This window comes from Campylobacter sp. VBCF_06 NA8 (assembly GCF_027737825.1).
GTDB lineage: Bacteria > Campylobacterota > Campylobacteria > Campylobacterales > Campylobacteraceae > Campylobacter_B.
Map to the genome: position 1 here is coordinate 62794 of NZ_JAOVUB010000002.1, position 23116 is coordinate 85909.

Sequence of the window (23116 nt, forward strand, 5' to 3'; positions counted from 1 at the left end):
CTTTTTAAACTTTTTTAGCATTATCAAGTATCCATTTTGCGATACTTTGCGCGTCGTTTATGTCGAAATTTACAGGGCAGAATTTATCCATTTGCGCTCTTGGCAGATTTGTCGCAATGGCTTGCGAAAACGGCAAATACGCCTCGTCGATTTTGTCCCTAAATAGGCTGATTCGTGGCAGGGGCAGTGTTTTTAGACCCTCCACAATCAAAATATCAAAATCACCAAATCCAGCGATAATCTCGTCTAAATTTCGCATTTGGTTTAAAAAATATGTCGTGCGCGTAGGGCTTACGACCGCCACATCTGCGCCAACTGCGCTAAATTTCGCGCTGTCCTTGCCCTCGGTGTCAAATTTAGCCTTGTCTTTGGGGTCGTGTTTGACGATAGCGACCTTTAAATTTTGCTCGATAAAAATTTGCGCTACCTTGCAAATTAGCGTTGTTTTGCCGGTGTTTGACGGACCTGAAAACGCAATGGCTAGTCTTTTCATCTCTCTCCCTTAAAAAATCTTGATTGTATCAAATTTAGCCTTTTAAAAAGCAAAATTTGATAATATACGCCAAAATTTAAAGGAAGAAAAATGCAAAATTTAACTATTTCAAAATTTGCGCGCACTCTGATTTTAGGGCTGTTTGCGCTAGGAATTTGCTCGTGCGCTAATAAAGAAAAAGTCCCTCACGACCCGGTTAAAAACGAGTTTATGGCATATACGCAAAAATTCGAAAGCGTCAAAGAGGGCGATAGATACCTGGGCGTGGCGACCTATCTAAACCCCACAATGCCCGAGATTCGCAACGAAAGAGAAGATGAGTTTTTCTTGCTAACCTCGTATCCAAAAGAGATCGAGATCAAAAATGTGCGTGTAAATGGAAGCGACGAAAATGTCAGCGTGGAGCTAATCGCCGATGAGAGCCCGCTAGCTAGCAAAGAGGTTTTTAAAATCGCGTGGTCTAATCGCTACAAAATCAGCGCGCCAAAAACGCAACAAGATAATCTCGTGCTTAGCTTTACGACCTCAAACGGCCTAAATGCGAGCGTGAAATTTCGCAAGGTCTCGAAGTCGATGTATTGGCACCCTAAACTCAAACTCGATGATTAGGGCGGGCGCAAATTTTGCTAGAAATAAAATTTGTGATAAAATTTCAGAAATTCAAATTTGAAGGATAAAAAATGAAATGGCGTGGCGGAAATAAAAGCTCAAATATCGACGATATGAGGGCTAGTAGCGGTGGTGGCGGAGGCGGAGTAAATCTCGCGCTTTTGATTCCTGTGGTAAAATTTTTGGTAAAAACGAAATTTGGCAGAATCGTCCTAGCCCTTGGCGTGGTAGCGGCGTTTATGGGTTATAATCCGCTAAATTTGCTAAATTTCACCTCTGCTAGCGGTGGAGCTGCGGCTAGCAAATTCGAAAACAACGAAGCAGCAAAAGAAGCCAAGGATTTCGTCTCTACCGTTTTGCGCCAAACCGAAGATGTTTGGGGCGCGATTTTTGCGAAATACGGCGCGAAATACTCTGAGCCAAGACTGCTTTTATTCCACGGCGCGACAAGAAGCGGGTGTGGGTATGCTAGCTCGCAAGTTGGGCCATTTTATTGCCCGGTCGATACTAGGATTTATTTGGATACGGATTTTTTCTCTGATTTGGCGAAAAAACACCACGCAGCGGGCGATTTCGCGCAAGGCTATGTCATCGCGCACGAAGTGGGACACCATGTGCAAAATCTGCTAGGAATTTTATCTAACGCCGATAAATTAAAGGCCAGAACTAACGAAGCTGGGGCAAACGCAATTCAGGTTAGAGTGGAGCTTCAAGCCGATTGTTTGGCGGGTATTTGGGGACATCATCAATACAAAATTTTAGAAGATGGCGACTTGGAAGAGGCGCTAAATGCCGCTACGATGATAGGCGATGATACCTTGCAAAAAAAGGCGCGTGGGTATGTGGTGCCGGATTCTTTCACGCACGGAAGTGGCGCACAAAGAAAAGAGTGGTTTTATAAAGGCTTTAAAACGGGCGATTTGAGTGCGTGTTTGACGGGCTTGGAGAGTTGGTAAAATAGGAATTTCAGTAAATTTGGCGAATTTTTGCGACCCTGCACGGGTTTTTTAAATTCGGAATTGAAACGAGCCTAGCTTTCACACAAAGCTCACAACGATAGACAAAAACAAGTCTTATCTTTTGATGAGCTTTGTGTGAAATCGTCGGCATTTGTTATTCAAATTTAATAAATTCTGTATTGAAAGTATTGTAGGATTGGCATCCTTGCTCACAAAAATAAAAATTCGCTTTTTGCGATGACGATGAAAATAAAATTTAATTTTGGCGGGCAAGGATGCCCACCTTGCGAAACTAATTTTAAAGGATTAAAATGACAAATGAATCTATCATAGAAAGTGCCCTACAAATCTCTGAAAGTGACCACAATAATAAAGAAAAAATTAAAAATAAATGCAACGATATAATTGCTAATTTGGGTGAATTAAATGCGTATATTTTTTTTAAACAATCTGATTTTTGCGACAAACTAATATGTAATAATGATATAAATGCAAAAGAACCAACCGCTGATTATTCCTATGATTTTAATGGTATAAATGTAAATATAGAAGTAAATACGCAACAAGAAACCAAATCTAATAAAAAAACAACTTCTATATCAGCAGGGGCTACAAAATTTAAAAATTGTCATATAGATACAACTTCTTGTTGCCCATTTGGATACGATGAAGATATAATACTTGCCAATGTAATAAGTAAAATCAATATGATAAAAGAAGATGAAAAACAATTCAAAGAAAATGAAATAAATATTTTATTTGTAGATTTATCGTTTTTAGCTCCATTAAATTTACTGAAATATCATGAACAGCCACTCGTAATAGATATGAATAATGATGAATACATTATTCAATGCGGTTTAATTTGGCACAGCGTGTATGGAAATAAAGATGATATTTTATTTGACAAAATAGATATTAACATGCCATTTGAAACAAGTGTATATAAAATTCCATATAAAATGAAATTTTATAACAAAAGCAAAATTGATTTTATTATATTTAAGAACTATGAAGAATTCTTTATTTATCAAAACCCAAACAGACAAAATTCTTTAATCAATACTGAGTTTTATAGAAAAATAAAGTCTTTAAAAGCAAGTGTGCTTTGGTTAAATGAAGATGGCAGGTTGCAAGATAAAATTAAATACCACAAAGACATAATAAAGTATTTATTAAAATTTAAGGAATTAGTATCGTAAGGTGGGCATATTTGCCCACCATTTATATTTTTAAAGCAAATTTTCAAATCCTAATCGGATTTTCAGGCAGGACTTCGATTTGTATGTTTGGTTTTTTATTTTTATTGCTCGAATTTTGGTCGTTAAAATGCATTTGAAAGCTTTTGTTTAAATTCTGTAAAATGTCGCCAAACATCTTTTCAAGTTCGCCGTTATCTATATTTTCATTTAATGTAGCGTTTAAATCGCCAAAAAATTTGCCAAAACTTTTATCAGCTTCTTTGGCTAAATTTTCTAAATCTTTTCCAAAAATTTTAAAGCTTTTATTTGGTTTTTGCAGATTGCTTCATTTTTGTAAAACAGTTCTTTGTAATCACAATAACGGCGAAATTCGGGGCGGTATCGCCAAATCCGCTAGTAAATCAAATTTCGATTTCATACTCGATTGGATCTTTTACGCCGGCTTTTGCAAAGCCATTTAGGCGCAATTGACAGCTATCGCACACGCCGCAAGCCTTGTGCGAGTTTGTGTAACAACTCCAAGTAAGCCCCAAATTTACGCCGTTTTCAAGCGCACGCGCCACAATCTCGCCCTTGTTTAAATGCACCAAAGGCGTTTTAATCTCCACGCTAAAATTCGGCGAAGTGCCCGCATTTATCGCGCTTTGCATTTTTGCGATAAATTCCGCCGTGCAATCAGGATATCCGCTGCTATCCTCCTGCACCACGCCAATGAAAATCGCCTCACACCCCTCACGCTCGGCAAGCGCGCCTGCGATACTCAAAAACACGCCGTTTCGAAACGGCACATAGGTGTTTGGGATCTCGTTTTTATCGATGTTTGCGCCCTTTCGCACACTAAGGCTCGTATCTGTAAGCGAGTTTGCGCCGATTTGCGCGATAAATCTAGCATCCAGCGCGTATCGCCTCGCTACGCCTAAATCATCGCAAATTCTCTCGAAACACTCGCGCTCTTTATCCTGCGTGCGCTGAGCATAATCAAAATGCACTCCAATGACCTCATAGCCTGAATTTTTGGCGATATACGCGCAAGTCGCGCTATCCATACCGCCGCTGATGATACATAAAGCTTTTTTCAAATTTAATCCTTTTTTTGGTAGAATTATACGAAAAATTTGATATAAAGGGCTTAAATTTGATACTTTGTGATGAAAAATATCCTGCTATTTTGGGCGAAATCCTAGCTGAGCTTAGTGATGACGCCGTAGAGCTTGTATTTGTGCGAAGTGAAGAGATGAGAGAAATCAATAAAAATTCGCGTGGCATTGACAAAACTACCGATGTGCTTAGCTTTCCGCTTGAAAATGTGCCGTTTGGCGGTGATACTAGGCTTATGGGTTCTGTTGTGATAAATTTGGATTTAGTAGAGCAAAAATCGCTAGAATTTTCGCACTCAAATAACGATGAAATCGCACTTTTATTTACGCACGGACTTTTGCATATTTTGGGCTTTGACCACGAAATCGATAACGGGCAAATGCGTGAAAAAGAGTGCGAAATCATCACTAAATTCAAACTTCCAAAAAGCCTAATCGTGCGAACGCTGGAATAAAGGATAAATTTTGAGTAGAAAAAGAAAAATTTTAAACATATTTTTGGCGATTTTTTTGGTTTTGCTAGTTCTTATATTAGGAAGTATGTGGGGTACAACTGGAACAAATAGGTTGATTTTTTGGGCTAATCAATCCAAAAACCCATATCCGTTTCCAGGGCATGAATTTTATATCAAAATTCCCGATGAAAAAATTGTTGATATTACATCAAACAAAAATAAAGAAAATTTACTCATCATAACGGACGCTGATGAATACGGCGGATTTTTAAAAAATCTAAAATGTGGTTTTACGCCAGAAAGTTCCAAAGAGCCGTTACCGTGCAAACACTATTATTATAAAGAAAACGGAAAAATAAAAGCTATAAGCGATGATGATTTCAAAATACTATCCGAGCAAAATATTACAAAAGTCATCATTAGACACAAATATTTATTTTGAAAATTTAAGAAAAATTAATCGGATCCATATCGATCTCAACGGGCAAATGTGCTAGAAGTGCGCCAGCCCTTAAAAGTGGCGTGTGCGTGGTAGCTCGAAGCAGTATTTCGTAGCGAAATTTGCCCGCAATCAGCGCAATTCCAGCCTTGCCGTACCCTATGATTTGCAAACCATTTAGTTTTTTGGCTTTTAGCGCGCCGTGCAAAATTTCAAGTCCGCTAGCGCAAATTTTAGCCGCCTCTACCTCGTTTTTATGCGAGATTAAAACACGCAAAAGCCTAGTGTATGGCGGGTAGAGAGGATCTCGATCCTCGCTTTCTTCTTCTAAAAACGCGTCATAATCCTGCAAAAAATCCTCGAAAAACGCCCTTTGCAGAGTCTGTATCACGACCCTGCCTTCGCCCTTCCTGCCGGCTCTACCTGCTACTTGCATGCCAAGAGCCAGGGTCTTTTCGCGCGCCCTAAAATCAGGGTAATTCAAATGCTCATCAATCCCCATAATCACCGCCAAATCCACACCATGGTAATCATGCCCCTTGCTAAGCATTTGCGTGCCTACCAAAATGTCGATTTTATGGGCGTTAAAGTCGTTTAATAGAGCTTCTAGCTTTCTTTGGGTCGTAATCTCATCGCGGTCAAATTTAGCGATTTTTGCCTCAGGGAAATTTGCTTTTAGCTCTTTTAAAAGCTCGCTAGTGCCCATTTTTTTGGCCTCGCTTACGCTTTTGCCACATTTAGCGCAAGGCTGTTTGTAAAACGCGCTGTATCCGCAATAATGGCATTTTAGCGCCTTTTCCTTTTCGTGATAGCTCATACCCACGGAGCAAAACGGGCATTTGATAATCTCGCCACAACTCTTGCAAACCATATATTTGAAATTTGCGCGTGTGGGTAAAAACACCACCACTTGGCGATTTGCGCCTAGACTTGCGCTGATTTCTTTTTTTATTTTTGGCGTGAGGGAAGTTTCGCTCTCGTCGTAAATGTAGCGTTTGTGCGTGGCGTGATAGGTGCCTTTGAGCCTGAAATTTGGCTGTTTGGCAAAGCTCGTAAGAGAGGGTGTGGCTGAGCCAAGCACGGTTTTAACGCCACATTTGTGCGCGGCAAAAATCGCGAGATCTCGGGCATTTATGCGTGGAGCGGAAGCTGATTTGTAGCTATCATCGTGCTCCTCATCGACGATGATTGCGCCAAGGTTATGAAACGGCAAAAACAGCGCCGAGCGCGCGCCTGCGATAAGGCGAATTTTGCCTGCGAAAAAATCGGCTAAAATTTGGCGTTTTTTAGCGGGGGTGATTTTGGAGTGCCACACGCCAAGAGCCTCGCCGAAATACCCTTGCAAGCGCTTCGTCATTTGCGGTGTGAGCGAGATTTCTGGCATTAAAAATAGCGCTTGTTTGCCAGAGTTTAAAATTTCTGCTATGAGCGAGATATAAACCTCGCTTTTGCCGCTTCCCGTATCGCCAAAAATCAGCGAAACGGCGTTTTGCTTGGCAAAATTTAGAGCTTTTGTCTGCTCCGGGGTCAAATTTGGCGTTTTTGTGAAATTTAGCTTTTCGCAAGGCGCGCAATTTATGCTCGAATTTGGCTCAAAAACCCCAAACGCCACGCCGATTTCGCAGACATAAAAATGCGAAATAAACTGCGCTAATTCCACCTGAAACGGCGTGAAATTTAGGGGCAAAATTTCGCTGATTTCTTTCGTGCAAAACTCGGGTTTTGGCACTTCGCGCAAAACTACACCGCGTTTTTGGGCGTTTTTTACGGGAATTTGGACTATTTGGTATGGTGAAATTTGTGAATTTGAAAAATAGGTAAGCGGTTTTAGTCTTGCCCCTAAAACCGCGATTTCGTAGTAATACACTTACTCAGTCAATGCTTTGCAAGTTACATCTGTATGGACACAATCAAATGTGCCAACCCTGACACCCGCAGCGTCAGCTTCTGCTCTTGTTCGATAATATGTAAAATCTACGCACTTCCCAGCTACGCACGCCTCATAAGTTTGATTTCGAGTTTTAACTTTCCAGCCGTTTTTGCCAGTGCTTTTAGTTAGGTCATTTTGCAAAACATTACCAAACATATCATCGCTACTGCTGTTTAAATCAGGCCATGTCGCAATGCCTCTTAACTGATCTTCACCTCTTCTTAGCGAAATTCCGCTTCTGATAGCCGCTACATCGCCTCTTATTTTTGCGACCGTAGCGTCATCTCTGGTGACGGCTAGTTTTGGCACAGCAACACCTGCTAAAATGCCGAGCACAACGATAACAAAAACCAACTCAATCATAGTAAATGCGTTTTTCATATTAAATCCTTTGATTTAAAATAGATTTAAGTATAGCTAAAATTAAATTAAGCTAGCTTTAAATTAAATTAAGCTAGCGATTTTTTGCGCAAATTTTACCCTTTGCCCCTGCGAAATTTCAAACTCCAAAAATTCCTCCTCGGCAATCATCACTATCGTAGAGCCAAGCTCGAAATTTCCGATATGTTCGCCCTTTTTAAAGCTCACGCCCTCGCCATAATCGAATTTATTATAATCAAAATTCAAAATTTCCCTAGCCTTATCGTTAGCCTTAGCGTTAGTTTGAATCCTTTCATCAAAGTCAAATTTCATCTTGCCTACATTTAGCGCCCCTACAAAAACCAGCCACAAAAGCCCGCCGTTGCTCATTTTGCAGAGCAAAACCACGCGCTCGTTTTTAGCATAGAGATTTGGCACTTTTAGCAGATATTTTTTTGCCACGCTGTGAAGCTCGCCCGGGATATATAGCGCACCAATGACGCTAAGATCGCATGGGGCGTGATAGTGATGATAGTCTTTTGGGCTTAGATAGATGTTTGCGTATGTCAAATCCGCCGACATTTTAAAATCTCTGGAAGTTTTCATATCATCTAAATTTAGCAAACTAATAAAAATTTCGGAATTTTGCTTTTGCAAATCCCCGGCCCAAGATTTAAGCCCCAAAAGCTCCCAAATATCGTACTTATGCCCCTTTATACTAAACGCGCTAAAATCACTAGTAGCCCCACACTCAAAAATCACTCCATCACTCGGGCTCAAAAACGCGCTAGGCTCGGCGCAAATTTCACGCTCCCTCACCAAACGCCTCGTAAATAGCGCATTTAGGCTATCGTAATCACCTGCGCCTAAAAATTCGCTCATATCAATCTCAAAAGCGTCGATATATTTTTGATTGATAAACTTCTGCACAGGGCGCGGAAATTTTACCCCAGCCACAGCCCCAAAACAGCGTGAAATTAGCTTTTTCATCACTCTCTCCTTAGTCTTAGTAGCGCGATTTCTGCGTCAGCAAAAATCCTCATCGGAGGTCCCCAAAAACCGACCCCACTACTCACATAAATTTGCTTTGCTCCGTCATTATATAGCCCATGGACATATTTTTGATCGAGTGCTACAAGCAGGCTAAATGGGAAAATTTGCCCGCCGTGCGTGTGTCCGCAAATACACAAATCCACCTCATCTTTTACATGTAAATTTATAAATTTTGGCTGATGAGCGAGTAAAATTTTAGGTTTATTTGGATCTGCCATTTTTAGGGCTGCCCTGAAATTTGGCTCTAATTCATTAAATCTCACACCGCTTAAATCGTGCGTGCCAAGCAGATTTATCCCCATAAACTCCACGCTCTCGTTTTGCAAAACCCTCACGCCCTCGCGCTCCAAAGCTTCGATTAGCCCCTTTGCGCCTCTGTAATACTCGTGATTTCCCGTTACAAAAAACACAGGCTTTTTTAGTTCGCGCAAAGGCTCCAAAATATCGCCAAGCTCGTTTGCGCGCAAATCAAACATATCGCCCACGATACACACAGCATCATGGCTGGTAGCGTTTATCTGCGCTACGATAGTTTGCAAAAAATCTTTTTTTAAAAATTCGCCCAAGTGTATGTCGCTCACCACAGCCAAATTCAGATCCTGGCTTAGATTTTTGATTTTGATATCGACCTCGTTTATTTTCGGAGTTTTAAGCGCGTTGTAAAAGCCCTTAAAAAGGTAGCTAAACGCCATTATTACGAAGGTTACATCTACGCAAATTTTAATAAATTTGCGCCTGCTCTCGCTAAATTTGGCAAATTTTGCGCTCACATTTAAAATATCATAAGCAAGGCATAAAAAGAAAAGTGAAAAGCTGCTAGCCACGCAAACTACGCAAATTTTGTATAAAATTTCATCTTTTAGCGCGCCGGCAAAAACGCTTCTAGTAAAAAACATACCCTCGAAAATCACCAAAAATAGGCAAAAAACTATCAAAAACGGCTTTATTTTTTTGAATTTATCGTAAATTTCAAACCTAGCTGAGATTGATTTGTAAATGTATAAATTCAAAAAAACAAAGAGCGTCGTCGCTACAATCGGAAAAATATATGGGATTTTCACTCTTACTCCAAATCAGATAAATTTTTCTAATTTTTCTCTATCAAAGCCTGAAATTTCACCATCTTTATCGACCAAAAGCGCGCCAGATTTTTTAAATTTCGTAATCGTGCGAGAAAATGTCTCAGGGGTGATATTTAAAATTTTGGCGATTTTAATGTGTTTTGAGCTGGTAAAAATATCAAAATTTTCGATGATAAATTTTGATATTTTTGCCTCGCTAGGTAGCACGACGCTGTTTTCAAACGCAAATTCTAGCGCCCTAAGCTTCGCCGAAATTGATTTTATAATGCTAATGCAAATCTCAGGCTCGCTCAAAAACTCTTCGACAAATTTTTCATAATCTATTTTTAAAACCTCGCCACCGCTAGCAAAGCGCGCGCTGGCTGGATAGGGGATATTTTCGAAATTTACAGCCTCAGCCACGAAAGACATCGGGCGGATTTCGTGGATATAGATTTCCTTGCCACTAGGGGCTGTTTTATAAATCTCGATTGTGCCTTTAAGCAAGATGATTAAATGAGAGCTTGTATCGCCCTCATAAAATAAAATTTCTCCCTTTTTAAAAGCCTTTTTGCTACTAATCTGCGCTAATCGCTCGATTTTGGCCTCATCAAGCCCCTTAAAAAAAGGGATAAATTTCAAAATTTCCATATTATTTTTTTAGTAAATCCCTGATTTCGCTTAGAAGTTTGATATCTTCGCTAGGCTCAGCTGGGGCCTCAGGCTCGGCTGGTTTTTCTTTTTTAAGCTTGTTAATCGCCTTAATAGCGCAAAAAATACAAAATGCGATAATGATAAAATCAACCGCTGTTTGGATAAACGAGCCGTAATTTATCGTCACGGCTGGTGTTTCGCCCACAGCCTCTTTTAAAACGATTTTTAAATCGGTAAAATTCATACCACCTGTGATAACTCCGACGATTGGCATAATGACATCGCCAACTAGTGAAGTTACGATCTTGCCAAAGGCTCCACCGATGACCACACCCACTGCCATATCGATGACATTGCCTTTCATTGCGAATTCTTTGAATTCTTGAATAAAGCTCATTACAAGCCTCCTTTGGGAAATAAAAGGATAGATAATAACCTAATTTTGCTTACTTTTTGCTTTTTATTAGGTAGAAAAAAGTATAATGGCAAATTTTGAAATTTAATAAAGAAAAGGAAAATTTATGTATAGATTTGCGCCATCACCCACAGGCGATATGCACATTGGAAACTTACGCGCCGCGATTTTTAACTATATCCGCTCGCTTCAAGATAAAAGTGGATTTATTTTGCGTATCGAGGATACCGATACTGCCCGCAATATCGAGGGCAAAGACAAAGATATAATGGAAATTTTAACCCTTTTTGGTATCAAATGGCAAACGCTATATTATCAAAGCAAAAATCTGAAATTTCACCAAGAATTCGCCGCTAAACTGCTCCAAGAGGGCAAGGCGTTTTGCTGCTTTTGTAGCGAAGAAGAACTTGCCGCCAAAAAAGAAAAAGCCAAAGAAAAGGGCGTAGCGTATCGCTACGACGGGACTTGCGAGCATTTAAGTGACGCTGAGGTCATAGACAATCCAAAGCCATTTACAATTAGACTTAAAAAACCAACCAGGGTTTTGAAATTCACAGACGCTATCAAGGGCGAGATTAGCTTCGAGCCCGAAAATATCGATAGTTTCGTCATCATGCGCGCGGATAAAACCCCGACATATAATTTCGCTTGCGCCACTGATGATATGTTAGAGGGTGTTACCTTCGTAATCAGGGGCGAGGATCATGTCAGTAACACCCCGAAACAAAACTGGATTAGGGAGTGTTTGGGATACACAGACGAGATTTCATACGCGCATTTGCCGATTATTTTGGGGCCTGATGGCAAAAAAATGTCCAAACGCGACGACGCAAGTAGCGTAAAATGGATGCTAGATACTGGATTTTTGCCTGAGGCGATTGCGAATTATTTGGTTTTGCTTGGAAATAAAACCCCGTGCGAGGTATTTAGTATCGAAGAAGCGGTGGAGTTTTTCGATATCGCCAAAATTTCAAAAGCACCTGCTAAATTTGACATCGACAAGCTTGCATTTATCAACCGCGAACATATCAAAAGAGCAAGCGCAGAGCGCATTTGCGAGCTTTTTGGCGTAGATGAGAGCAAGGTAGAGTTAGTGAAATTTTACACCCAAGAATCCAGCCTAATCCCAGAGATTAAAGCAAAAATTAGCGCAATTTTTAGCCAAAAAGAAATTCCAAGTGAATTTAGCCAAAACGCCGAAATTTTACGAAATGAAATTTTAAATTTAACCCAAATTCCAGCCGAATTTAGCGAGTTAAAAACAATTCTCATGGAAAAAACCGCTCTCAAAGGCAAGGCGTTTTTTATGCCACTTAGATTGCTTCTTACAGGCGCGCCTCACGGACCAGAGCTTGGTGAGCTTTACCCGCTCATAAAATCATCAATCAAGGAAATCCTAAATGCTAGCAAATAGCCTAATTTACGGCGTTTTAATCACTCTGCACTACGCCATACAAGCCTACATTTTGCTTGTGTTTGTCGCCTGCGTGCTTAGCTTCATACGCCCAAATCCGTTTAACAAATTTGTCCAAGCGATTTATAAGCTTACAACCCCAGCTTTCAAGCTCGTGCGCAGGTATATCCCAACCACGCTTGGCGGGTTTGATTTCGCCCCGCTTGTGATTTTAATCGGCCTTAGCGTGATTGATAATGCGATAATTTATGCCTTACAAAGGAGTGTTTTTTGAAATTTTTATTTAAATTTAGCCTAGCGGTGGCACTCTGCGCGAGTTTTGCCACAGCAAATGTCAAAAGCTACGAAGAGATAAAAAACGAGCCAAAATCTTTGGCAAAAGATTATTATATTTATCGCCTAGCCACCGAGACCAAATACGACAAAAACGAGCTAAAAGCCCTTAGAAAGGCTGGAATTTACCGCTATCGTGGCAAGATAAAAAAGGAACTTGATAAAATTTTAGGCGCGTTTAAAGCTCTGCCAAAGCCAGATAAGTGCGCAGGGATAACGAGCGCAAATATACTAGATGCGAATTTAACCTGCCAAAAGGCTAGAAGCTATCCAGCATTTGTGGCAAAGCTAAGCCCCAAAACTCGCTCGGCGCTAATTAGCAAATTTGAAAATAGCGGAAATTTGGGCGCGATGAGTGCGATAAATTTGCTAAAAGGCTTTAATTCAGGCTCGCCGGCGCAGTATTTTAAAGAGAGCGGTCATGCGCAAAATTATTTTTCATATTATCAATTCAAGGGCGATGAGAGCTTGCTAAACATAAACGCAAGCCCCGCTTTTATCACAGATATGGCGCAACTCTCTGGCTTTAAAAGCGTGCTTGAAGATGCTGTAATCAAGCGCAAATATCCAAATTTGCGCCAATCTATGCTAGGAATTGATCCGCAAAAAGTGGAAAAAGAGGTCGCGTTTTTGCTCGGCGTAAATGCTCTAACTTATGGCGATGAGGCGCAGGCTTTGGCGTATTTTGGGCGCGCAGCAGCTACGATAGAGAGCGTGCATAACTCGCACAATGCGAAATTTTGGGTCTATTTGCTAAGCAAAGACGAAAATATCTTGCGCGAGCTTGCCAAAAGCAACTATTATAGCCTCTATTCGCTCTACGCAAAGGAAATTTTGGGTGATAAAAGCCTAAATATCATAAATCCAACCCCAGCGCGCGATAAAATTTCAAACTATGATATCAAAAACCCATTTAACTGGGTTCGCACTAAGGTCAAAGCCGATAAAATGGGTAAAGCGGAGCTTTTGGAGTTTGCGAAGAAATTCGACACCAAAGAGAGCCTTGGCGAGTGGGCGTATATAATGAATAAGGCTAATGGCGGGCGCGACAACTACTATCTAACGCCATTTATGGAGCATATCGGCACTACTGATTTGCACCGCCAAGCGCTGATTTTAGCTCTTGGCCGCCAAGAATCACGCTTTATCCCAAGCGCCGTTTCGACCTCGTATGCGCTTGGTATGATGCAGTTTATGCCATTTGTAGCGAACGATATCGCCAAAAAGCAGGTTAGTATCGAGGGCTGGGATCAAGATATGATGTTTGATCCAAAAATCGCCTACAAATTCGCCAATATCCACATTGACACACTCGAAACAAAGCTACTTAGCCCCGTTTTTATCGCATACGCATACAACGGCGGACTAGGATTTACGAGCAAGCTTCTAAAACGAGCGGATTTGTTTAAGAGGGGCAAATACGAGCCGTTTTTGTCAATGGAGCTAGTAACATTTGCTGAGAGCAGGGATTATGGCAAAAAGGTTTTAGCAAATTATGTGATTTACTCGCATATTTTAAACCCAAATTCAAAGGTAAGCATGCGTGAGGAGCTAGATAAGCTTTTAATCCCAAGCAAGAGTGATAAAATTCGCTAAATTTATTACCATTGAAAGAAACGGCGTAAGCCGTTTCGAGGCAATCTACGAGTATAAAATTTAAAGCGTGTAAATTCGCTGTCATTGCGAGCTTTTGCAGAAAATGAAGCAATTCAGAGAAATTAGCGCACCCTCAATTTGTCATTGCGAGGCGACTTGTCGCCGAAGCAATCTATGAGTATAAAATTTAAAGCGTGTAAATTCGCTGTCATTGCGAGAAAACGAAGTTTTCGAAGCAATCCAGAAAAATTTAAATTCAAAATTCAACTCAAATTTAGCATTGAACGATTTTTAAATTTTAGGCTAAATTTTAATTTTCACTCAAATGCGGAGTTTAAATTTAGGCTTGGGATTATTTGCAAATTTTGCGGTGCGACAAAGCTTTGTTTGCGGTATTTCTCCAAACCTGCGCGCGCTATCATCGCAGCGTTATCCGAGCAAAATTTCAGTGGCGCAAATAAAAGTTCGCACTCGTGCGCATCGCATAAATTTGCCAAATTTTGCCTCAAATGCGTATTCGCACTAGCCCCACCCACGACGCCAAAACGCCTAAATTTGCGCTCATCAAAGACCCGAGAGAGTTTATCTATGATATGCTCGCAAGCACTTTTTTGAAAGGCGTAGGCGATATCGCACTTATCTTGCCCCGCTAGCTCGCCATTTTGCGATAGTTTTTCGATTTGCACGCGAACGGCATTTTTAAGGCCTGAGAAGCTGTATTGTAGGCGTTTATCGCCCTTTAAAGGCACTGGGAAGCTAAATTTTGGCTTACCATTTTTGGCTAAATTTTCGATTATCGCGCCACCTGGATAGCCAAGTCCTAGCATTTTGGCGCACTTGTCAAATGTTTCGCCAAAGCTATCATCGCTGGTGCTTGCAAGCACGCTGATTGCGCCCTGGGCGTTAATATCAAGAATCATCGTGTGCCCGCCACTTACTAGCAAAACCCCAAGCGGAAATTCTGCTTCTTTGTCCAAAAATAGCGAATAAATATGCCCGATTAGGTGATTTACGCCAATTAGTGGCAAATTTAGCGCAAGGCTAAGAGTTTTTGCCATATTCACACCCCCTATCAAACTCACGCTAAGGCCCGGTGCGTGCGTTACGGCGACGGCTTTAAGAGAGCCAAAAAAAGGCTTTGCGCGCTCTAAAATGCGAGGCAGTGCTTCTGTGTGAAGACGCGCAGCTAGTTCTGGCACGACACCGCCGTATTTGGAGTGTTCGAGTTCTTGGGAGATTTTTTCGTAAAATTCTAATGCGAAATTCGAGCTGTTTAGCACAGCAATCGAGCTGTCATCACAGCTACTTTCAATGGCTAAAATCATTATTTTCCTTTAATTTTTTTCTAAATTTAGCATTTTTGGGCTAAGTTTTGGGTAAAAATAAAACAGACTAATTAAATCTTTAAAATTTTAATAATTTTTACCATTTATAAATAAATTTTGATTATAATCAAAGGTTGTAAAATTTAACACAAAGGAAAAAAATGATAAATGTTTATGATGTAGTTGTCATCGGTGGCGGTCCTTGCGGAATCGCGGCCGTGGTCGAGGCCAAAAGAAAAGGCGTAGCCAAGGTGCTTTTGCTAGAAAAAGGCGATAATCACTCTCAAACAATCAGACAATTTTACAAAGATAAAAAACGCGTAGATAAAGAATACAAGGGCATGGATAGCGAAACAAAGGGCACGATTAGCTTCGAGACTGGCACGAAAGAGAGCGTGCTAGATTATTTCGATAGCTTGCTAGATCACGGCGATATCGATATTTACTTCAACAGTGAGGTCGAAAAGGTCGAAAAAAAGGACGACGGGCTTTTTTGCATAACCACAGCCTCAGCTGGCTTTGTAGCGCGCAATGTCATCATCTCAATCGGCCGTATGGGCAAACCAAACAAACCAAGCTACAAAATCCCGCCATCAATCACACAAAGGGTAAATTTCAACCTCGATAAATGTAGCGTCAATGAAAAAGTCCTAGTCGTGGGCGGTGGCAACTCAGCCGCCGAATACGCGCTTTCGCTATGCAAAACAAATACCGTTACCCTATGCTACCGCAAAGAGAGCTTTACTAGGCTAAATGAAATCAACGAAGAAGATATCAAAAAAGAGGCCAGAAACGGCGACATTATCCTGCGCCTTGGCCTTGATATCGAAGCGCTAGAAAACGAAAGTGGCAAGGTGCTAGTGAAATTCACAAACGGCATGGAGTTAGTTTATGATCGCATAATCTATGCAATCGGTGGCACGAGCCCTGTGGATTTCCTTAAAAAATGTGGCGTAGAATTCGACGAAAACGGCGTGCCTAGCGTCGATGAGAGGTGCGAAACAGCCACAAAAGGGCTTTTTGTGGGTGGAGATTTGATCACTAGAAACGGCGGTTCGATCGTCGTAGCCTTCAACCACGCTCACACAATCGTAGAAAATCTGCATTTATGAGACTTTTCCAGCTAAAAAGTGGGTATCGCTACACCAGCGATACCATTTTTTTATGGAATTTTATCTGCGAAAACTGGCTTAACTCTCGCGCCACAAATTCTCTTAAAATTTTAGATGTTGGGGCAGGATGCGGGATTTTGGGGCTGATGTTGAAGCGGGATTTTCCAAATTTAGATTTAAGCTTGCTTGAAATCCAAGAGCAAAATTTAGAAATTTTGCGTAAAAATTGCGAGCAAAATTCATTGCAAGCTCAAATTTTGCATGAAAATTTCGCAAATTTTAAAAGCGAGCAAAGATTTGATTTAATCGTTTCAAATCCGCCATTTTATAGGGAAAAAATCCTAACTAGCCAAAATTCGCATATTGCGCTAAGCAAAAGTGCCACAAGCCTAAGCCTTAGCGATTTCGTGCGTGTTAGCAACACTCATTTAAAGCCCAAAGGCGCGCTAATTTTTTGCTACGAGGCGGGCAAAATCGCGCAAATTTGCGAAATTTTGCAAAATTACAAGCTAAATTTGACAAAGCTTGCTTTCATCTATCCTAACGAAAACAAGCCTGCCAAACTCGCACTTTTTTTGGCGCAAAAAAGTTCGCGCTCACTTTGTGAAATTTGTGCGCCGATTTATACATTTCTTAATGGTGAAAAAAGTAAAATAACGGCTAAAATTTATGAAAAAGCCAATTTAGAAAGTGTCGATATTGAGTGAGTTTGACTATACCTTCGATAGTAGCGCCTGCGAAAGCTGCGGCGGCAAGTGTTGCACGGGCGAGAGCGGATATATTTGGATAAATGACGCAGAAATCGAGAAACTCAGCGAATTTATGGGGATAGATAAGGCAAATTTTATCCGCGTATTTTTAGAGCGAGTTGGGAATAAATTTAGCATAAAAGAAAAACCATACCTTGACGGTATGGCGTGTGTGTTTTTCGACGAAAAGCACCGAAACTGCGGGATTTATGAATACAGACCAAATCAATGTAGAACCTTTCCATTTTGGGAATATTTCAAAGAGCATAAAGATGAATTGGAGAAAGAATGTATTGGGGTAAAATTTTAACCGCTTTTTTGGCTCTTGGTGCCCTAAATTTGGGCGCTAGTGAAACCAAAAGCGACGCGATAAAAGATATGAATAAAAGCTCGGTTATCACAAATACTGCGCCGGTATCCGAGAACAACGCTAGTGAAAATGTAACGCAAAAGGCCACCACACCGCAAAAGTTAAAAGAGGCGATGAAGGCTTACGATGAGGCTGAGCTGAATTTCGATCTGCTAACTGCGCTAGAACTAGCCAACAAAGACCCGCAAAGCGCGATGAAACTCTACGAAAAAGCCTTTTTAAAGACAAATTCGCAGGTGTATTTGCTAGAAGCCTTAAAGCTTGCGTTTTTTTTAAAAGATAGCAAAGCAACCGCGCGCTACCTAGCTTTGGGCGATAAAATTTTGGCTGATGATAGCGAGTATTTGCGCGTAAAAGTGGGGTATTATATGGGGCAGGGCGAAATACTTAAAGCCAACACTACCGCGCTTCATTTAGCAAATTTAGAGGTAAATTCGAGAAATTACTCGATTTTGGGCGCGACATATTATGCTATGGATAATTTCGCCCTAGCCAAGCAGTATTTCGAAAAGGCCTATGAGCTGGAAAAATCAGAGGAAAATTTAATCCGCCTTAGCGATGTTCTTTTAAATAGGCTTGATAGTAGCGACGCTGCGGTGCGTATCATGGAGACACACAGGCGAATTTATGGCTGCGCTAGCGGTATGGTGTGCGAGGTTTTGGCTGATGTGTATCGCATGCAAAAAAAATACTTTGAGGTCGCCAAACTCGATGAGGCGCTGTATGAGAGCAAAAAAAATACGAAATTTTTAGACGATATGATTGGGATTTATTATTATATGAAGGAATTTGATAAAATCATCGAAATTTTGCAAAAATACGATTATAAAAAAGATCTCATAATTGACGCTTACGCCCAGAAAAAGGACTTCGCCACAGCTATGAGATTAGCGCGTGAGGAGTTTTCGAAAACCGAAAATTACGATTATTTGGCGAACGAGGCGATTTATCTGTATGAATCTTTTGGCGATAAAAAAACAGCTGCTCAGATTAACGAAGTCGTGGCGAAATTTGAAAACATAGCTAGCAAGCTAAAAGATCCGGTGCATTTGAATTACTACGGATACATTTTAATCGATCATGATTTGGATATCAAAAAGGGCATTGATTATGTCGAGCGCGCCCTAAAAGACGAGCCAAATTCGGTTTATTACATAGACTCGCTAGCATGGGGGTTTTACAAACTTGGCGAGTGCGAAAAAGCCAAAGAGTGGATGGACAAGATAAAAGACGATGAGTTTTACGCTAGCGACGAGGGCAAGGGGCATGTAAGCGCGATAGAGAGATGCGTGATAGATAAAAATATCCAAAAAATAGGCGAAATCGCAGGCGGAATAAAGGCACAAAAATGATTTTAGATGAAATTTTAGAAAAAACGCGCGAGGATTTAGCTAGGCGCAAAGAAAAATTTAGCTTTGATATGCTTGGTCGCACGCTAAGTGCTAATCCCATGATACCGCGCGATGCGAAAACTGCGCTAAAAAGCACCCCGGATAATCCGCTTCGCATAATCGCTGAGGTGAAAAAAGCAAGCCCTAGCAAAGGCGTCATCAGAGAGGATTTCGATCCGCTTAAAATCGCTATGGAGTATGAAAAATCAGGCGCTAGCGCGTTTTCTATTTTGACTGAGCCACACTATTTTAAGGGCGATATTAGCTACATTTCGCAAATCAGGCGTTACACAAACACGCCGATTTTGCGCAAAGATTTTATAATCGATGAGTATCAAATCCTAGAAGCGCTCGTGTATGGGGCGGATTTTGTGCTATTAATCGCAAAGGCTTTGGAGCAAAAAGAGCTTAAAAGACTTTTGGAATTTGCTAGGCATTTGGGCCTTGAAGCGCTTTTTGAAATTCACGATAAAGATGATTTGAAAAAGGCGATTTTCGCAGGGGCTGATATAATCGGCATAAATCACCGAAATTTGCAGACTTTCGAGGTTGATTTGAGTTTATCGGCAAATTTAATCCCGCTTATCCCAAATGGCAAAATTATCGTGGCTGAAAGTGGGCTAGGCTCGCACGAACAGCTACTCGAATTAAGCGCACGCGGGGTCGATGCGTTTTTAATCGGCGAGAGTTTTATGCGCCAAGATGATGTCGGTGCGGCGCTTAGAGCAGTGAAATTTGGCGAAAAATAGGGGGAGAATATGGATTATATTTGCGCGCCGTGGAGAAGTGATTATTTCACGCAAAAACGCAGCGGTTGCCCATTTTGCGCTGCCGCAAAGGCAAAAAAGGGAGAAAAGTGCGTAGGCGTGGTATTTCGCGCTAAATTTTGCTTCGGGCTTATGAATTTATATCCATACAATCCTGGGGCTTTTATGGTGATTCCTTACGAGCATACCGATAATATCGAGAATTTACCGCTAGAAGCGTGGTTAGAGATGAGCGAATATGTCCAAAAGGGCGTGCGAGTGCTAAAAACCGCCCTTGGCGCAAAGGGGGTAAATATCGGTATGAATCTAGGCGTGGCAGCTGGGGCTGGGATAGCCGAGCATGTGCATTATCATCTAGTTCCGCGCTGGGAAAGGGATACGAATTTCATCACTACAATCGCAAATGTGCGTGTAAATGGCGTGAGCTTCGCCCCGCTTTATGAAAAGATAAAAGCTGGATTTAAAAATTTGAATAAGGATTAAAAATGGTTAGCGTAGAACAAGCTATACAAGATATGAAAAATGGCAAGATGATTGTCATGGTCGATGATGTTGATCGCGAAAATGAGGGCGATTTGATTTTCCCTGCGACTTTTACGAGCGCGGAGAAGGTAAATTTCGCTATCACACACGCTCGTGGCGTGGTTTGCGTGGCACTGGACGAGGAAATCGCCAAAAGGCTAGATTTGCCCCTAATGGTCGATAAAAACACATCTTCGCACGAGACGGCCTTTACTATCACAATCGACGCAAAAGACGCAACCACGGGCGTGAGTGCGTATGAGCGAAATATGACAATCGAGCTTATGGCGCGCCCAAACTCCACCCCAAGCGACTTCGTGCGCCCTGGCCACATAAACCCGCTCATCGCCAAAAAAGGTGGAGTGCTCGTGCGCACAGGCCACACTGAGGGCTCTGTGGATTTGTGCAAGCTCGCTGGAATCGCGCCAAGTGCGGTGATTTGCGAGATTGTAAATGAAGACGGCACAATGGCAAGGCGCGATGATTTGGAGAAATTTTGCGAAAAATTTGGCATAAATATGATTTCAATCGCCCAAATCGTCGAATACAGATTAAAGCATGAAACTTTGGTTAAATTTGGCGAATTTAGCGAGGGCAAAATTTGCGGTAAATCGTGCAGAGTTTGCGAAATCACAGACCACGATGACAACGCTCACAAAGTCTTTATTTTCGGTAAAATTGGCGAAATTTGCAATGTAAAATTTCATAAAATCGGTAGCGATTTAGAATTTATGCAAGATGAAAATTACGATGATTTTATGCAAAATTTAGAAATTTTAAGCACGAGCGGTGGCGTGATTGTGGCGCTAAATTCGGCTTCGCACAAGGGCGATTTCAAAAGCTATGGTATCGGAGCGCAGATTTTAGCGCATTTGGGGATTAAAAAAATCAAAATTCTTTCAAATTCCAGCCCGAAGGAATACGCTGGACTTAGTGGATTTGGGATAGATATAGTTTGATAGCACATATCGATTTAGACTGCTTTTTCGTATCTGTCGCAAGGCTGATAAATCCCGCTCTTAGCGGACTTCCTGTCGCAGTTATCGGCGGAAATAATGAGGAAATTTTCGCTAATAAAGACGAGGGCTTTGGGGCGAAATTTCACTTCGATGAGAGCGCGCAAAATTTTAAAATTCAAGCCCAAAAAGAGCAAAATTTGCAAAATTTTGCCGATGAGCAAAAAAGGCTAAAATCTTTGCAAAAAGGTGTGGTTTTAAGTGCTAGTTACGAGGCTAGAAAATTTGGCGTGCATTCAGCGCAACCCCTAAAAATGGCGCTTCTAGCCTGTCCAGAGCTAGTGCTGGACGCGGCAAAGCACGGCGTGTATGGCAAGATTTCAAACCAAATTCACAAATTTTTACTAAATTTCACGCCAGAAATTGAAAAATTTAGCGTTGATGAGTTTTTTTTGGATTTGCGTGGCACGAAATACAACGAAAACGCGCGCGAGTTTGCGCTATTTTTGCAAAGCGAAATCAAGGCGAAATTCGGGCTTCCTAGCAGTGTGGGGCTAAGTGAGGCGAAATTTATCGCCAAGCTTGCCACTGATTTAGCCAAGCCTTTTGGGGTGCGCGAAATACCTCTCTCGCGCCTTAAAACCGAGCTTAGAGATGTCGAAATTTCAAAATTTCCAGGTGTGGGAAAATCTATGCAAAAAACGCTCGCAAAATACGGCATTAAAAGTATTGGCGACGCGTGGGGACATAGGGAAATTTTCGAAAAAATGGGCAAAAACGGCGAGCAAATTTTCGCTCAAATCAGTGGCGATACGAGCGAGCGGGTGCAGGTTAGCAGGGAGCGCAAAAGTATCGGTCTTGGGCGCAGTTTCGAGCCGTGCTTCGATAGGGACGAGATTAAAAGGCGCATTAAAATTCTCTCTCGCCACCTAGCTAGCGAGGTTTTAGAGGGTGGGTTAAATCCGCTGACATACGAGGTCAAAATCCGCTACAAATCGCGCGATGAGAGTTCTAAAAGGCTTAGTCAGCATAGGCCTTTTAGCCTAGATTTGCTTGATGAAACGGCGCTTTTGCTTTTTGAAGCTATTGATGTGCATAGGGGCGATGCGATAATTCATGCGTCGCTAAATTTGTCAAATTTTGGCGCAAATAGCGCAGAGTGTGCGACGCTGCTTTTCGATGAAATCGATAAAAAACGCCAAAGTTTGGATAAATCAATGAATCAAATTTGGTCAAAATTTGGTGTAGAAAAAATTAAAAAAGCTAGTGAAATTTAAGGAGAAAACATGAAAGTAGGGGAACTTTATTCGGTTATGTGTATAATTTTCGCGACGAATTTTAAAGGCGCGATAAGCAAGGAAAATTTCGAAAAACTTGCTAGCAAATGGATTATAATCAACGAAAATCCAGAAAACAAAAAAGGTCAAGAGCTTTGGGCAGGGGTTAAAAATAGCGATTATGAGGCTATTTGCGCTGATTTTGAAAATCTCAAAGAGGCCTTTGATATGAGCTATTTCAAGCTAATAAGTGCGAGCGAAGTGAGTATTTTTTACGAAAAATGTCGCTTCAAAAAGCCATTTGCGGATTTGCCAGATACACACGCTGCAAACATGCTAGGGCTGTTGGCGATGATTTTTAAGCAAGATACAAACGAAAAATCGCACAATATTTTGGGCGAGTATTTGACGAATTTTATCATGCCAAGCCTGCGTGGGCTAGCCGGACATTTGCAAATCAATGCTAAAAGCGATTATTACAAGGCGTTTGGGTATTTTTTGGCGGATTTTTGCGTGGTTGTGAAAAATAGCTTGGGGCTTAAAATTTAGCCAAATTTACAAATTTAATTAGGGGTGA

General features: G+C 41.2%; 27 protein-coding genes. 17 read left to right on the top strand and 10 right to left on the bottom strand.

All coding sequences use genetic code 11. The annotated features are described in order from the left end of the window. Positions 1-4: 4 nt before the first annotated feature. Complete coding sequence (gene mobB / locus OFO10_RS02800) at positions 5-493, bottom strand: molybdopterin-guanine dinucleotide biosynthesis protein B (protein ID WP_270866009.1); 489 nt, start codon at positions 491-493, stop codon at positions 5-7. A 90-nt stretch (positions 494-583) separates the two neighbouring features. Here mobB and OFO10_RS02805 point away from each other — a divergent pair, with 90 nt between their 5' ends. From OFO10_RS02805 to OFO10_RS02815, 3 genes are all read left to right on the top strand, one after another. Continuing rightward, positions 584-1102, top strand: a complete 519-nt coding sequence (locus OFO10_RS02805) for a hypothetical protein (protein ID WP_270866010.1) — start codon at positions 584-586, stop codon at positions 1100-1102. A 71-nt stretch (positions 1103-1173) separates the two neighbouring features. After that, on the top strand, positions 1174-2058 hold the full coding sequence (gene ypfJ / locus OFO10_RS02810) for a KPN_02809 family neutral zinc metallopeptidase (RefSeq protein WP_270866011.1): 885 nt from the start codon (positions 1174-1176) through the stop codon (positions 2056-2058). A gap of 314 nt (positions 2059-2372) precedes the next feature. Beyond that, positions 2373-3263: a hypothetical protein gene (locus OFO10_RS02815; RefSeq protein ID WP_270866012.1), complete on the top strand. Its 891-nt coding sequence runs from the start codon at positions 2373-2375 to the stop codon at positions 3261-3263. A 43-nt stretch (positions 3264-3306) separates the two neighbouring features. Here the strand turns inward: OFO10_RS02815 and OFO10_RS02820 are convergent, their stop codons facing one another. Beyond that, positions 3307-3438, bottom strand: coding sequence for a hypothetical protein (locus OFO10_RS02820; RefSeq protein WP_270866013.1), 132 nt, complete (start codon positions 3436-3438; stop codon positions 3307-3309). A gap of 226 nt (positions 3439-3664) precedes the next feature. After that, entirely contained in the window at positions 3665-4309 is a 645-nt protein-coding gene (gene queC, locus OFO10_RS02825) for a 7-cyano-7-deazaguanine synthase QueC (protein ID WP_442867983.1), read from the bottom strand. A gap of 89 nt (positions 4310-4398) precedes the next feature. Here queC and ybeY point away from each other — a divergent pair, with 89 nt between their 5' ends. Both ybeY and OFO10_RS02835 read left to right on the top strand, forming a co-directional pair. Next, positions 4399-4815 (top strand): rRNA maturation RNase YbeY, encoded by a 417-nt coding sequence (gene ybeY / locus OFO10_RS02830; protein WP_270866221.1) that lies wholly within the window; start codon positions 4399-4401, stop codon positions 4813-4815. 10 nt (positions 4816-4825) lie between these two features. Next, entirely contained in the window at positions 4826-5257 is a 432-nt protein-coding gene (locus OFO10_RS02835; protein ID WP_270866015.1) for a hypothetical protein, read from the top strand. A gap of 4 nt (positions 5258-5261) precedes the next feature. Here the strand turns inward: OFO10_RS02835 and OFO10_RS02840 are convergent, their stop codons facing one another. From OFO10_RS02840 to mscL, 6 genes are all read right to left on the bottom strand, one after another. Beyond that, positions 5262-7121 carry a primosomal protein N' gene (locus OFO10_RS02840; protein ID WP_270866016.1) on the bottom strand — a complete coding sequence of 620 codons (1860 nt, stop codon included), beginning with the start codon at positions 7119-7121 and terminating at the stop codon, positions 5262-5264. Next, positions 7122-7565: a type II secretion system protein gene (locus OFO10_RS02845; RefSeq protein WP_270866017.1), complete on the bottom strand. Its 444-nt coding sequence runs from the start codon at positions 7563-7565 to the stop codon at positions 7122-7124. Positions 7566-7628: 63 nt separating this feature from the next. After that, entirely contained in the window at positions 7629-8534 is a 906-nt protein-coding gene (gene asd / locus OFO10_RS02850) for an archaetidylserine decarboxylase (RefSeq protein ID WP_270866018.1), read from the bottom strand. Continuing rightward, entirely contained in the window at positions 8534-9658 is a 1125-nt protein-coding gene (locus tag OFO10_RS02855) for a metallophosphoesterase (RefSeq protein ID WP_270866019.1), read from the bottom strand. The genes asd and OFO10_RS02855 overlap by 1 nt, the downstream gene beginning before the upstream one ends. Before the next feature lie 12 nt (positions 9659-9670). Then, positions 9671-10309 (bottom strand): Crp/Fnr family transcriptional regulator, encoded by a 639-nt coding sequence (locus tag OFO10_RS02860; RefSeq protein ID WP_270865135.1) that lies wholly within the window; start codon positions 10307-10309, stop codon positions 9671-9673. Position 10310: 1 nt separating this feature from the next. Next, positions 10311-10709, bottom strand: a complete 399-nt coding sequence (mscL, locus tag OFO10_RS02865) for a large-conductance mechanosensitive channel protein MscL (RefSeq protein ID WP_270858204.1) — start codon at positions 10707-10709, stop codon at positions 10311-10313. Between the two features lie 124 nt (positions 10710-10833). Here mscL and gltX point away from each other — a divergent pair, with 124 nt between their 5' ends. From gltX to OFO10_RS02880, 3 genes are read left to right on the top strand one after another with little or no spacing between them, the layout of a single operon-like run. Then, the gene (gene gltX, locus OFO10_RS02870; protein ID WP_270866020.1) at positions 10834-12141 is read left to right on the top strand and encodes a glutamate--tRNA ligase; all 1308 of its coding nucleotides are present in this window, start codon (positions 10834-10836) and stop codon (positions 12139-12141) included. Then, a complete protein-coding gene (locus OFO10_RS02875) occupies positions 12128-12415 on the top strand; it encodes a YggT family protein (protein WP_270858206.1) in 288 nt (95 codons plus the stop codon). The genes gltX and OFO10_RS02875 overlap by 14 nt, the downstream gene beginning before the upstream one ends. Continuing rightward, entirely contained in the window at positions 12412-14070 is a 1659-nt protein-coding gene (locus OFO10_RS02880) for a transglycosylase SLT domain-containing protein (protein ID WP_270866021.1), read from the top strand. The genes OFO10_RS02875 and OFO10_RS02880 overlap by 4 nt, the downstream gene beginning before the upstream one ends. 317 nt (positions 14071-14387) lie before the next feature. Here OFO10_RS02880 and tsaD read toward each other — a convergent pair whose 3' ends face one another. Further along, entirely contained in the window at positions 14388-15395 is a 1008-nt protein-coding gene (gene tsaD / locus OFO10_RS02885) for a tRNA (adenosine(37)-N6)-threonylcarbamoyltransferase complex transferase subunit TsaD (protein ID WP_270866022.1), read from the bottom strand. Between the two features lie 161 nt (positions 15396-15556). On the opposite strand from tsaD, the gene OFO10_RS02890 reads away from it, so the two are divergent. From OFO10_RS02890 to OFO10_RS02930, 9 genes are read left to right on the top strand one after another with little or no spacing between them, the layout of a single operon-like run. Beyond that, on the top strand, positions 15557-16507 hold the full coding sequence (locus tag OFO10_RS02890; RefSeq protein WP_270866023.1) for an NAD(P)-binding domain-containing protein: 951 nt from the start codon (positions 15557-15559) through the stop codon (positions 16505-16507). Continuing rightward, positions 16504-17214 (top strand): tRNA1(Val) (adenine(37)-N6)-methyltransferase, encoded by a 711-nt coding sequence (locus tag OFO10_RS02895; protein ID WP_270866024.1) that lies wholly within the window; start codon positions 16504-16506, stop codon positions 17212-17214. Before OFO10_RS02890 ends, OFO10_RS02895 begins: the two co-directional genes overlap by 4 nt. Beyond that, positions 17207-17566: a YkgJ family cysteine cluster protein gene (locus OFO10_RS02900; protein WP_442867978.1), complete on the top strand. Its 360-nt coding sequence runs from the start codon at positions 17207-17209 to the stop codon at positions 17564-17566. Before OFO10_RS02895 ends, OFO10_RS02900 begins: the two co-directional genes overlap by 8 nt. Then, complete coding sequence (locus OFO10_RS02905; RefSeq protein ID WP_270866026.1) at positions 17545-18978, top strand: tetratricopeptide repeat protein; 1434 nt, start codon at positions 17545-17547, stop codon at positions 18976-18978. The genes OFO10_RS02900 and OFO10_RS02905 overlap by 22 nt, the downstream gene beginning before the upstream one ends. After that, positions 18975-19766: an indole-3-glycerol phosphate synthase TrpC gene (gene trpC, locus OFO10_RS02910; RefSeq protein ID WP_270866027.1), complete on the top strand. Its 792-nt coding sequence runs from the start codon at positions 18975-18977 to the stop codon at positions 19764-19766. The genes OFO10_RS02905 and trpC overlap by 4 nt, the downstream gene beginning before the upstream one ends. 9 nt (positions 19767-19775) lie before the next feature. After that, positions 19776-20267 (top strand): HIT family protein, encoded by a 492-nt coding sequence (locus tag OFO10_RS02915; RefSeq protein ID WP_270866028.1) that lies wholly within the window; start codon positions 19776-19778, stop codon positions 20265-20267. 2 nt (positions 20268-20269) lie between these two features. Further along, positions 20270-21265, top strand: a complete 996-nt coding sequence (locus tag OFO10_RS02920) for a bifunctional 3,4-dihydroxy-2-butanone 4-phosphate synthase/GTP cyclohydrolase II (protein WP_270866029.1) — start codon at positions 20270-20272, stop codon at positions 21263-21265. Further along, positions 21262-22539: a DNA polymerase Y family protein gene (locus tag OFO10_RS02925; protein ID WP_270866030.1), complete on the top strand. Its 1278-nt coding sequence runs from the start codon at positions 21262-21264 to the stop codon at positions 22537-22539. The genes OFO10_RS02920 and OFO10_RS02925 overlap by 4 nt, the downstream gene beginning before the upstream one ends. 9 nt (positions 22540-22548) lie before the next feature. Beyond that, positions 22549-23088, top strand: coding sequence for a hypothetical protein (locus OFO10_RS02930; RefSeq protein ID WP_270866031.1), 540 nt, complete (start codon positions 22549-22551; stop codon positions 23086-23088). Positions 23089-23116: the final 28 nt, after the last annotated feature.